The sequence below is a fragment of the Pseudomonas sp. PSE14 genome (assembly GCF_029203285.1).
Classification (GTDB): domain Bacteria; phylum Pseudomonadota; class Gammaproteobacteria; order Pseudomonadales; family Pseudomonadaceae; genus Pseudomonas.
Genome location: NZ_CP115669.1, coordinates 371075 through 382742, shown reverse-complemented (window position 1 = coordinate 382742; position 11668 = coordinate 371075). Strand labels below are relative to the sequence as shown.

General features: G+C 67.0%; 12 protein-coding genes. 10 read left to right on the top strand and 2 right to left on the bottom strand.

Annotated elements, in window-relative coordinates:
* Positions 1-58: 58 nt before the first annotated feature.
* The 4 genes from O6P39_RS01770 to O6P39_RS01755 all read left to right on the top strand — a co-directional run bounded on the left by O6P39_RS01770 (position 59) and on the right by O6P39_RS01755 (position 4201).
* On the top strand, positions 59-1429 hold the full coding sequence (locus O6P39_RS01770) for a pitrilysin family protein (RefSeq protein WP_275609775.1): 1371 nt from the start codon (positions 59-61) through the stop codon (positions 1427-1429).
* Positions 1422-2915, top strand: coding sequence for a pitrilysin family protein (locus tag O6P39_RS01765; protein ID WP_275609774.1), 1494 nt, complete (start codon positions 1422-1424; stop codon positions 2913-2915). The genes O6P39_RS01770 and O6P39_RS01765 overlap by 8 nt, the downstream gene beginning before the upstream one ends.
* A complete protein-coding gene (rsmD, locus tag O6P39_RS01760; protein ID WP_275609773.1) occupies positions 2915-3526 on the top strand; it encodes a 16S rRNA (guanine(966)-N(2))-methyltransferase RsmD in 612 nt (203 codons plus the stop codon). The genes O6P39_RS01765 and rsmD overlap by 1 nt, the downstream gene beginning before the upstream one ends.
* A gap of 111 nt (positions 3527-3637) precedes the next feature.
* On the top strand, positions 3638-4201 hold the full coding sequence (locus tag O6P39_RS01755; protein WP_275609772.1) for a hypothetical protein: 564 nt from the start codon (positions 3638-3640) through the stop codon (positions 4199-4201).
* Between the two features lie 6 nt (positions 4202-4207).
* On the opposite strand, the gene O6P39_RS01750 is transcribed toward O6P39_RS01755, so the two are convergent.
* Positions 4208-4447 (bottom strand): hypothetical protein, encoded by a 240-nt coding sequence (locus tag O6P39_RS01750; RefSeq protein ID WP_275609771.1) that lies wholly within the window; start codon positions 4445-4447, stop codon positions 4208-4210.
* A 219-nt stretch (positions 4448-4666) separates the two neighbouring features.
* Here O6P39_RS01750 and O6P39_RS01745 point away from each other — a divergent pair, with 219 nt between their 5' ends.
* Both O6P39_RS01745 and O6P39_RS01740 read left to right on the top strand, forming a co-directional pair.
* Positions 4667-5662, top strand: coding sequence for a hydrolase (locus O6P39_RS01745; RefSeq protein ID WP_275609770.1), 996 nt, complete (start codon positions 4667-4669; stop codon positions 5660-5662).
* A gap of 83 nt (positions 5663-5745) precedes the next feature.
* Positions 5746-6162, top strand: coding sequence for a GNAT family N-acetyltransferase (locus O6P39_RS01740; RefSeq protein WP_275609769.1), 417 nt, complete (start codon positions 5746-5748; stop codon positions 6160-6162).
* 35 nt (positions 6163-6197) lie between these two features.
* Here O6P39_RS01740 and O6P39_RS01735 read toward each other — a convergent pair whose 3' ends face one another.
* Positions 6198-6851: a TetR/AcrR family transcriptional regulator gene (locus tag O6P39_RS01735; protein ID WP_275609768.1), complete on the bottom strand. Its 654-nt coding sequence runs from the start codon at positions 6849-6851 to the stop codon at positions 6198-6200.
* Between the two features lie 227 nt (positions 6852-7078).
* On the opposite strand from O6P39_RS01735, the gene O6P39_RS01730 reads away from it, so the two are divergent.
* The 4 genes from O6P39_RS01730 to coaD all read left to right on the top strand — a co-directional run bounded on the left by O6P39_RS01730 (position 7079) and on the right by coaD (position 11551).
* Positions 7079-8509 carry a coniferyl aldehyde dehydrogenase gene (locus O6P39_RS01730; protein ID WP_275609767.1) on the top strand — a complete coding sequence of 477 codons (1431 nt, stop codon included), beginning with the start codon at positions 7079-7081 and terminating at the stop codon, positions 8507-8509.
* Positions 8510-8578: 69 nt separating this feature from the next.
* Positions 8579-9124 (top strand): twin-arginine translocation pathway signal protein, encoded by a 546-nt coding sequence (locus tag O6P39_RS01725; protein WP_275609766.1) that lies wholly within the window; start codon positions 8579-8581, stop codon positions 9122-9124.
* 39 nt (positions 9125-9163) lie between these two features.
* Entirely contained in the window at positions 9164-10759 is a 1596-nt protein-coding gene (locus tag O6P39_RS01720; RefSeq protein WP_275609765.1) for a GMC family oxidoreductase, read from the top strand.
* A gap of 312 nt (positions 10760-11071) precedes the next feature.
* Positions 11072-11551 carry a pantetheine-phosphate adenylyltransferase gene (coaD, locus tag O6P39_RS01715; protein ID WP_184590535.1) on the top strand — a complete coding sequence of 160 codons (480 nt, stop codon included), beginning with the start codon at positions 11072-11074 and terminating at the stop codon, positions 11549-11551.
* The last annotated feature ends 117 nt before the right edge of the window (positions 11552-11668 follow it).

Here is an 11668-nt window from a genome sequence, read left to right as displayed (position 1 = left end):
AGAGGCTGGCCGCCAGCCTGCATAGACCCTGCGGATAGCCCGAAAGGTTCATTCGACGATGAAAACCCCTGCACGCCGCCACGCCGGCCTGCTGCTCGGTTCCCTGTTGCTGCCGCTGATGGCGGTTGCCGCAGACCCACAGCCCACCCACGAATACACCCTGGACAACGGCCTGAAGGTCGTGGTCCGCGAAGACCACCGCGCACCCGTGGTGGTTTCCCAGCTCTGGTACAAGGTCGGCTCCAGCTACGAGACGCCCGGCCTCACCGGCCTGTCCCATGCCCTGGAACACATGATGTTCAAGGGCAGCCGCAAGCTCGGCCCCGGCGAAGCCTCGCTGGTGCTACGCGAACTCGGCGCAGATGAGAACGCCTTCACCACCGACGACTACACCGCCTATTACCAGGTGCTGGCCCGCGACCGCCTGCCGGTGGCGCTGGAGCTGGAAGCCGACCGCATGGCCCACCTCGCCCTGCCGGCCGACCAGTTCAACAGCGAAATCGAGGTGATCAAGGAGGAGCGTCGCCTGCGCACCGACGACAAGCCCAACTCGCTGGCCTTCGAGCGCTTCAAGGCCGCCGCCTACCCTGCCAGCGGCTACCGCACGCCGACCATCGGCTGGATGGCTGACCTGCAGCGCATGACCATCGACGACCTGCGCCACTGGTACCAGGCCTGGTACGCACCGAACAACGCCACCCTGGTGGTGGTCGGCGACGTCAGCGGCGACGAGGTGAAAGCCCTCGCGCAAAAGTACTTCGGCGAAATTCCCAAGCGCGACCTGCCTGCCGCGCGCAAGCCGCTGGAGCTGGCCGAACCCGGCGAGCGCCGCCTGACGCTGCACGTGCGCACCCAGCTGCCGAGCCTGATCATGGGCTTCAACGTGCCGAGCCTGGGCAGTACCGACAATCCGCGCGAGGTCAACGCCCTGCGCCTGCTCTCGGCGATCCTCGATGGCGGCTACAGCGCCCGCCTGGCTTCGCGCCTGGAGCGTGGCGAGGAAATCGTCACCGGTGCATCCGCCTCCTACGACGCCTTCGCCCGTGGCGACAGCCTGTTCTTCCTCTCCGCGACACCCAACGTGCAGACCGGCAAGACCCTCGACCAGGTCGAGGCCGCCCTCTGGCAGCAACTGGAAGAGCTGAAGAAAACCCCGCCGAGCAAGGAAGAACTGGAGCGCGTGCGCGCCCAGGTGATCGCCGGCCTGGTCTACGAGCGCGACTCCATCGCCAGCCAGGCCAGCACCATCGGCGAGCTGGAAAGCGTCGGCCTGTCCTGGAAGCTGGCCGATCAGGACCTGGAGTCCCTGCAGGCAGTCACCGCCGAGGACATCCAGAAAGCCGCCCGCACCTATTTCACCCGCTCCCGCCTGACCCTCGCCCAGGTCCTGCCGGAAGTCGCCACCGACAAGGAGCCGAGCCATGAGTGAACGCAATGGCCTGCGCTACGGCCTGGTCGGGCTGATCGTCATCCTGCTGATCGCCGGACTGGTACTCTTCGTTTCCCGCCCCGCCGCCAATACCGAGGTCGCCAAGCCGGCGCCCGAGGCGAGTGCCCCCACCGGCCTGCAATCCCTCGCCGAAGCCGCCGGCAAGGCCCCCAGCCACCGCAAGCTGAACATCCAGCAGTGGCAGACCGCCGAAGGCGCCCGCGTGCTCTTCGTCGAAGCCCATGAGCTGCCGATGTTCGACCTGCGCCTGACCTTCGCCGCCGGCAGCAGCCAGGATGGCGACACCTACGGCCTGGCCATGCTGACCAACGCCATGCTCAACGAAGGCGTGCCCGGCAAGGACACCAGTGCCATCGCCGCCGGCTTCGACGACCTGGGCGCCAACTTCGGCAACGGCTCCTACCGCGACATGGCGGTGGCCAGCCTGCGCAGCCTGAGCGAGCCGGCCAAGCGCGACGCCGCGCTGGCGCTGTTCGACCAGGTGATCGGCCAGCCGACCTTCCCCGAGGACGCCCTGGTACGCATCAAGAACCAGGTGCTGGCGGGCCTCGAGTACCAGAAGCAGAACCCCGGCAAGCTGGCGGGTCTTGAGCTGTTCAAGCGGCTTTATGGCGATCACCCTTACGCCCACTCCAGCGACGGTAACGAGAAGTCGATCCCGAAGATCACCACCGCCCAGCTGCGCGCCTTCCACCAGAAGGCCTACGCCGCCGGCAACGTAGTCATCGCGCTGGTCGGCGACCTGACCCGCGAGCAGGCCGAGAGCATCGCCAACCGCGTCTCCCAGTCGTTGCCCAAGGGCCCTGCCCTGCCGGCCCCGGCCGAGCCGCAGACGCCGAAGGCCGGCGTCACCCATATCGAGTTCCCGTCCAAGCAGACCCAGCTGATGCTGGCGCAGCTGGGCATCACCCGTGACGACCCGGACTACGCCGCGCTTTACCTGGGCAACCAGATCCTTGGCGGTGGCGGCTTCGGCTCCCGGCTGATGGACCAGGTGCGCGAGAAGCGCGGCCTGACCTACGGCGTCTACTCCGGATTCACCGGCATGCAGTCGCGCGGGCCCTTCACCATCGGCCTGCAGACCCGCGCCGAAATGAGCGAAGGCACCCTCAAGCTGGTCCAGGACATCGTCCGCGACTACCTCGACAAGGGCCCGACGCAAAAGGAACTGGACGACGCCAAGCGCGAACTGGCCGGCAGCTTCCCGCTGTCCACCGCGAGCAACGCCGACATCGTCGGCCAACTGGGCGCCATTGGCTTCTACAACCTGCCGCTGGACTACCTGGAAACCTTCCTCAGCCAGGTGCAGGCACTGAGCGTCGAGCAGGTGCAGCAGGCCATGCGCCGCCACCTCGACCCGAACGCCTTCGTCATCGTCACCACCGGCCCGACCGTGCCGCAGAAGCCGCTGCCGCCGCCCACCGAAAAACCCGCCGCGCAACCTGCCGGCGTACCGGAGCACTGATGAGCAAACGACCCGGCGGCGCCCCGCGCGCCGCACAACGTCCCCACGGCGGCCAGGGCCAGCTGCGCATCATCGGCGGCGAGTGGCGCAGCCGGCGTTTCGCCTTCCCCGACGGCCCGGGCCTGCGCCCGACCCCGGACCGCGTGCGCGAGACCCTGTTCAACTGGCTGGCCGCCTACGTCCCCGGCGCCCGCGTGCTGGACCCCTTCGCCGGCAGCGGCGCGCTGTTCCTCGAAGCCCTGTCCCGCGGCGCCAGCGCGGGCCTGGCGCTGGACACCAACGCCGAAGCGGCAACCGCCCTGCGCGGCCACCTCGGCACCCTCCAGTGCACCAGCGGCCAGGTCCTGCTGACCGACGCCCTGCGCTACCTGGAGGGTCAGCCGCCAGCCCCGTTCGACCTGGTATTCCTCGACCCGCCCTTCCACCAGGACCTGCTGCAGAACGCCTGCCGTCTGCTGGAAGAACGTGGCTGGCTGGCCAAGGACGCCTGGGTCTACACCGAAAGCGAAGCCGCGCCGTCCAGCCTCGGCCTGCCGGCCAACTGGCGGCTGCACCGGGAGAAGAAGGCCGGGGCGGTGAACTACGCGTTGTGGCAGCGCGAGGAGTCCTGAACAGGGACTGAACCTTTGCAGAAATTGCAGCGGTTCCAGCCTTGAGGAGTCGCTGGAGCAGTTTCCGACGGGAAACAGCACTATCAACCGACGGCAATGGAAAGCTGAACGATGACCACCTCCCCACTCTCGATCCGCGAACAACTGCTGGCTCTGGAGGAACGCTGCTTCGAACAGCCCGCCAGCGACTGGGCGGGTGACATCGCCCTACCTGATGAACTGGAGCGCTTCTACCGTGAAGTCGGCCCGTGCGACTGCAACCTGGATACCGCCGGCAATCCATTCTTCCTTCCCTCGCTGGCGAAGCTGTGGAAACAGCAGGCCGGCTATCGCTGGCACGGTCTGACCGGCGAGCGGCTGGCGGGGTGGAGCGAGGACTGGATCGTGGTGGCAGACCAGGGTGCCGATCCCTTCATTCTCGAGTGCTCCACCGGCCGAATCCTCTTCGACCAGCATGGCGGCCCCTGGGACCCCGCGCCGATGTTCGACGATCTGTGGCAAATGACTGCCTGCCTCGCCGCCTTCGCCCGGGTCTGGCGCGGAGCCGGCGAGGACATCTTCGCGGCGGATTACAGCGTCAACCCGATCTACCGCCGCGAGCTGATCGGCGAACTGGCGCAGCTGCTGGGCGACACCAGCCGCGCGGAAGACCTGGCCGACGAGTTCGGTTGGTAGGCCGGCTCAGATCGACCTCCCGGCATCGACGGTGCTGGTGCGCACCAGCTCCACGCCGTCAACCACCATCTTCCATTGGCTGCCGTCCTGGTAGGGTGGTTTGGAGACCTTGAAGTGCGTATCGAACGGGCCGAACCCCACGGTGAATCCGTCGGCCTCGTAGCGCTTGATCGGCGCCTCGATGGACTTTGAAGTACTACCCGAAATCCGCTTGTAGGCAACACGGCCGTCCGCCGTAACCAGCACTCATCTCCGGTGAAGTCCATAAGCCGACGTATGACCGGTGCTCCTGCGGCACCGGCTCGCCACACGCGGCCAGCCACAATACCAGGCTCAACGCCGCGATTTGCTTCCACATCCCATCCCCTCCTTTGCGTGGGTTTCCCTGACGGCGGATGCACAAGGCATCCATTGCACGGCCGACTTGGCGTTACTATCACAGCTCGTCAGCCCATTTGATCCATGATGACTATACCCTCCCCGTTCAAACCCGCCTGGTGGCTCCCCGGCCCGCACCTGCAGACGCTCTACGGCTCCCTCCTGCGCCAGTTGCCGAGCCTTGCCCGCACCCGCGAGCGACTGTGGCTGGAGGATGGTGACTTCATCGACCTGGACTGGCACGGCCCGCATGAAGCCGATACGCCGCTGGTGCTGGCACTGCATGGGCTGACCGGCTCCTCGTCCTCGCACTACATCCTCGGCCTGCAGCAGCAACTGGCAGCGCAGGGTTGGGCCAGCGTGGCGCTGAACTGGCGGGGCTGTTCGGGGGAATCGAACCTGCTGCCGCGCGGCTACCACTCCGGCGTCAGCGAGGACCTTGCCTCGGTGATCGCCCACGTCCGCGCCAAACGGCCCATGGCGCCGCTGTATGCGGTGGGCTATTCGCTGGGTGGCAACGTGCTGCTCAAGCACCTGGGCGAATCCTCGGACAGCTGCCCGCTGAAGGGCGCGGTGGCGGTGTCGGTGCCGTTCCGCCTGGATCAGTGCGCCGACCGCATCGGCATCGGGTTCTCCAGGGTCTATCAGGCGCACTTCATGCGCGAGCTGGTTGCCTATGTGCAGACCAAGCGCCAGGCCTTCGCCGCCGGCGGCCATGCGGAGAAGCTCGCCGCGCTGGAGCGCCTCGGCCCGCTGGACGGCATGCGTACCTTCTGGGATTTCGACGACCGGGTGACCGCGCCGCTGCACGGGTTCGCCGATGTCCACGACTACTATCGACGGGCGTCCAGCCGCTATTACCTGGGCGGCATCCGCGTGCCGACCCTGGTCATCCAGTCCAGCGACGATCCCTTCATCCACGCGCAGAGCATTCCGCAGGCCGGCGAGCTCTCGGCCTCCACCGAGCTGGAGCTGCTGGCCCACGGCGGCCATGTCGGCTTCATCGGCGGCTCGCCAGGGCGGCCGGACTACTATCTGGAACGCCGCATCCCGCAATGGCTGCGGCAGCGGCACGGAGCCTGACTGCCCTGGATCAGCCGGTCGTGGCCGCGATGAGGCAGACTGGAGGCGTACCCAGGAAGGGAAGGCCGGACAGGAGTGATGCCATGACCGACACAGCGCTGACGATTCTGCACAACCCGACACTAAGCGATGCGCAGTGCGCCGGGATCGCCGCGCTCTATCGCGCGGTGGGCTGGGGTTCGCCCGGCACGACACAGGAAATACGCGAGCTCTACGAATTCTCCAGCTACACCCTGCTGGTCCAGGACGGCGAACAGGTCACCGGCCTGCTGCGGGCCGAGAGCGAAACGGCACAGACCACCTGGCTGGCGGAAATCGCCGTGCTACCGGGATTCCAGTCATGCGGTGTGGGACGCCTGCTGATGGCGCGTTTCATCGCTGACCATCCGCAGCGCACGCTCTACACGGACGCCACCGAGGGCGTGGAGGAGTTCTTCCTGCGCCACGGCATCGCCCTGCGCCGGCCACGGGTGCCGGGGCCGCGCAAGGTGGATGCTTGAGAGGGATAGCGCGCGACGAGAGCCCCGCGAAAAAATCAGTCGTCCAGCGGCACGTACAACCGATCGAACACCGCTGCCACCGCCTCGCGCGCATCCGGGGCGATATGCCCGCTTTCCAGCGCCAGCACCTGGTAGAGCCCCCGGCGCAGCAGGGCTTCGCTGAGGTCGCCGGTCACCTCGCGGGTGGTGCAGAGGAAGCGCACCCAGGAGGTGAGGATGATCCAGGCATTGAGGGTCAGCGATTCGAGCTGGGTGTCATCCATCAGCAGGATGCCGGCATCGACGAAGCCGCGATACACGGCCTTGGCGTTGACCAGCGCGCGGCGGGCGAAGCTGCGGTAGTTGGCGGCCAGTTCCGGGTCGGCGTCGAGCAGGTGCTCGAGGTCGCGGTGCAGGAAGCGGTAGCGCCACATCGCCTCCAGCAGCGATTCGAGGTAGTAGATCTTGTCTTCCACCATCAGCGCGCGGTCGTCCGGCACGCGCAGGAACTGGTCCACATAGCCTTCGTACTCGGCGAACAGCTCGGCGATGATCGCCTGCTTGTTGCGGTAGTGGTAGTACAGGTTGCCCGGCGAAATGCCCAGGTGGGCGGCGATGTGGTTGGTGGTGACGCTGCGCTCGCCCTGGGCGTTGAACAGCTCCAGGCTGGCCTGGACGATGCGCTCGCGGGTCTTGATGCGTGGGGCCATTCGCGGAACTCGTGAAGACGGATTGCGGGGCAAAGGTACACCGATTGCTACCGCGTAACACCTGGGCAGGCGCATCCCAACTTTTCGTTGGCTGGGCCTGGCGACGCGGACACGGCATGCTGATTGACAGTCTAGAGTAATTGCTCTAAAAATCCAGCGACAGTACAACAACACGAAGCGCCTACCCACCGGACGCTTCCCCAGCCGCTTCCGCCAAGGAGCCCGTCATGGTCGCCGACATCGCCTACCTGCAGCAGAGCCAGCAGCAGATCAGCCAGCTGGAATCCCTCCTCGAACGCCAGCGTCAGGCGTACCGCGCCAACCCGATGCCCGACGCCGGCCAGCGCATCGCCTGGCTGAAGAGCCTCGCCAACCTGCTGGTCACCGAGCAGCAGGCGATCATCGACGCGATCAACAGCGACTTCAGCAACCGCTCGGCCGACGAGACCCTGCTCGCCGAGGTGATGCCCAGCCTGCATGGCGTGCACTACGCGGCCAAGCGCGTGAAGAAGTGGATGAAGCCGTCGCGCCGCAGCGTGGGCATGCAGTTCCAGCCGGCCACGGCCAAGGTCATCTACCAGCCGCTGGGCGTGGTGGGGGTGATCGTGCCGTGGAACTACCCGCTATTCCTCGCCATCGGCCCGCTGACCGGCGCGCTGGCCGCCGGTAACCGGGTGATGATCAAGATGAGCGAATCCACCCCCGCCACCGCGCGCATGCTCAAGACGCTGCTGGCGAAGATCTTCCCCGAGGACATGGTGGCGGTCGTCGAAGGCGAGGTGGAAGTGGGCGTGGCCTTCTCCAGGCTGCCCTTCGACCACCTGCTGTTCACCGGCGCCACCAGCATCGGCAAGCACGTGATGCGCGCCGCCGCCGAGAACCTCACCCCGGTGACCCTGGAACTGGGCGGCAAGTCGCCGGCCATCGTCTCCACCAGCGTGCCGATGAAGGACGCCGCCGAGCGCATCGCCTTCGGCAAGTCGCTCAACGCCGGGCAGACCTGCGTGGCGCCTGACTACGTGCTGGTGCCGCACAACCGCGTCGACGAGTTCGTCGACAGCTACCGCCAGGTGGTGCAGGGCTTCTTCCCGAAACTGGAGAACAACCCGGACTACACCGCGATCATCAACGAGCGCCAGCTGTCGCGCCTGAACGGCTACCTGGCCGACGCCAAGGCACGCGGCGCCACGGTCATCCCGCTGTTCCCGCAGGCCCAGGGCCGCCGACTGCCGCAGGCGCTGCTGCTGAACGTGAACGACGAGATGAAGGTGATGCAGGAGGAAATCTTCGGCCCGCTGCTGCCGGTGATCCCCTACCAGAGCCTGGACGAGGCGCTGCGCTACATCAACGAGCGCGACCGCCCGCTGGCGCTGTACTACTTCGGCTACGACAAGCGCGAGCAGGATCACGTGCTGGCGCAGACCCATTCGGGCGGCGTGTGCCTGAACGACACCCTGCTGCACGTGGCCCAGGACGATATGCCGTTCGGCGGCGTCGGCCCCTCGGGCATGGGGCACTACCACGGCCATGAAGGCTTCCTGACCTTCTCCAAGGCCAAGGGCGTGTTCAGCAAGCCGCGCTTCAATGCCGCCCGGGTGATCTACCCGCCCTATGGCAAGTCGCTGCAGAAGCTGGTGTACAAGCTGTTCATCCGCTGATCTTCCTGGCCGCCGGCAACCCCGGCGGCGCTCTTCACAGGTACTCTCCATCGTAGGTGACCAACAAGAATGACAGACACCTCCCTGAGCGCACCGGGCCTGTCCCGGCGCGGCGTCCTCAAAGTCGGCCTGCTCGGTGGCGCCTTCCTCGCCACCGCCGGCGTCACCGCCACCCTGAGCGGCTGCTCGGCCAGCGTGCCGGCCAACGGCTACAAGGTCCTGCGCGACTCCGACATGCCCTTCCTGCGCGCCCTGATCCCGGTGATGCTGGCCGGCGCCGTGCCCGCCGAGCGCATGGCCGATGCGGTCAAGGGCACCCTGGAAAGCCTCGACTTCGGCCTGGACCGTCTCTCTCCGGAAATGCTCAAGCTCACCGTCCAGCTGTTCGACGTGCTTGCCCTGCCGATCACCCGCGGCCCGCTGACCGGCATCTGGGGCAGCTGGGACAACGCCAGCGCTGCCGACGTGAAGCACTTCCTCGAACGCTGGCAGAACAGCTCGATCTCGCTGCTGAAGATGGGCCACAGCTCGCTGCTGCAACTGGTCCTGATGGCCTGGTATGGCCGCCCGGAGTCCTGGGGGCACTGCGGCTACCCCGGCCCGCCGAAGGTCTGACCCGGCCAGAACAACAAGAATTCGCCTGAGAGAATCCCGATGCCTGTACCCGATCTGTTCGCCGCTGGCCTTGCCGGTGGCTGGAAAGTCCATGACGGCTCACGCCTGGAAAACGACCTGACCCTCGAAGCCGACGTGGTGATCGTCGGCACCGGCGCGGGCGGCGGCACCACCGCCGAAACCCTCAGCGCCGCCGGCTACAAAGTGCTGCTGGTGGAGGAAGGCCCGCTGCGCACCAGCTCCGACTTCAAGATGCAGGAAGCCGAGGCCTACCCGACCCTGTACCAGGAAGGCATCGGCCGGATGAGCAAGGACGGCGCCATCACCATCCTCCAGGGCCGCGCGGTGGGCGGCACCACCCTGGTCAACTGGACCTCCAGCTTCCGCACGCCGGAGCCTACCCTGGACCACTGGGCCAAGGAGCACGGTGTGAAGGGCCACAGCGTCGCCGAGATGGCGCCCTGGTTCGAGAAGATGGAACAGCGCCTGGGCGTCGCGCCCTGGGCACTGCCGCCGAACGCCAACAACGACGTGATCCGCAAGGGCTGCGACAAGCTCGGCCTGCACTGGAAAGTCATCCCGCGCAACGTACGCGGCTGCTGGAACCTCGGCTACTGCGGGATGGGCTGCCCGACCAACGCCAAGCAATCGATGCTGGTGACCACCATTCCGGCCACCCTCGACAAGGGCGGCGAGTTGCTCTACCTCGCCCGCGCCAACCGCCTGCTGATCGACGGCGACAAGGTCAGCGGCCTGGAATGCCTGGCCATGGACGAGCGCTGCGTCGCCCCCACCGGCCGCAAGATCACCGTCAAGGCGCGCCACTACGTGCTCTCCGGCGGCGGTATCAACACTCCGGCGATCCTCATGCGCTCCAAGGCCCCGGACCCGAACGGCCGCGTCGGCCAGCGCACCTTCCTGCACGTGGTGAACTTCAGCGCCGCGCTGTTCGACGAGGTGATCAACCCCTTCTACGGCGCGCCGCAGTCGATCTACTCCGACCACTTCCAGTGGGACGACGGCGCCACCGGGCGCATGTCCTACAAGCTCGAAGTGCCGCCGCTGCAACCCTCGCTGACCGCTACCCTGCTCGGCCGCTTCGGCGAGGACAACGCCATGCGCATGGAACAGTTGCCGCACACCAACGTGCTCCTCGCCCTGATGCGCGACGGCTTCCACCCCGACAGCGCGGTCGGCAGCGTCAGCCTGCGCGGCGACGACACCCCGGTGCTCGACTACCAGATGACCGACTACACCTGGGACGGCATCCGCCGCGCCTTCCACACCATGGCCGACATCCAGTTCGCCGCCGGCGCCAAGGCCGTACTGCCGCTGCACGCCGACGCCGGCTATGTGAAGACCGCCAAGGAAGCCCACGCGCTGATCGACGGCCTGAGCCTGGAGCTGTACCGCACCCGCCTGGGCAGCGCCCACGTGATGGGCGGCTGCGCCATGGGAGAGGACCCGAAGCAGTCGGTGTGCGACAGCCTCGGCCGCCACCACCAGCTGCAGAACCTGTCGATCCACGACGGCTCGCTGTTCCCCACCAGCATCGGCGCCAACCCGCAGCTGTCGGTGTACGGCCTTACCGCGCAACTGGCAGATGCCCTGGCCAAGCGCCTGGGCAAGGCCTGAAGCGATTCCCCGGCCGCCCATGCCGGCGGCCTTTCGTAGGAGCGAGCTTGCTCGCGAACCAGGGTTTCCCGGAGAAATCGGAGCCGGGCGGTTCGCGAGCAAGCTCGCTCCTACAAGGGGGCAGCGACCGCGAAGCCGGCCGCGCAGGCTCTGGCACGGGGCCTGCGCGTGACTGCATGGTCCGCCGCCGATAAACTCAGGTAGTCCGCGCGCGGAAGCACTACCAAGGTCGCTTGGCCCCACGGACATGCTGCGTTACCATCCGCCCCGCTGATGCCCAGCCTGCCAACAAGAGCCGACCAGGACGCCGCGATGAATCGAGTGCTGTACCCGGGTACCTTCGACCCCATCACCAAAGGCCATGCGGATCTGGTCGAACGCGCCTCGCGACTGTTCGACCAGGTGATCATTGCCGTCGCCGCCAGCCCCAAGAAGAACCCCCTGTTCCCGCTGGAGCAACGGGTCGAGCTGGCTCGCCAGGTCACCTCGCACCTGCCCAACGTCGAAGTCGTCGGCTTCTCCTCGCTGCTCGCGCACTTCGCCAAGGAACAGAACGCCAACATCCTGCTGCGCGGCCTGCGCGCGGTGTCGGACTTCGAGTACGAATTCCAGCTGGCCAACATGAACCGCCAGCTCGCTCCCGACCTCGAAAGCATGTTCCTCACCCCGTCGGAGAAGTACTCCTTCATCTCCTCCACCCTGGTGCGCGAAATCGCGGCGCTGGGCGGCGATATCACCAAGTTCGTCCACCCCGCCGTGGCCAGCGCCCTGGCCGAGCGCTTCAAGCGCTGATACGCGTGGCCGCCAAGGATGGCGGCGACAGTCCCTCCTCTGATCCCACTTCGCGTGCAACGAGCGCGCCGATACGGCACAATTTCACCATTGTTGCTACCGATCGCCATGGCTGCC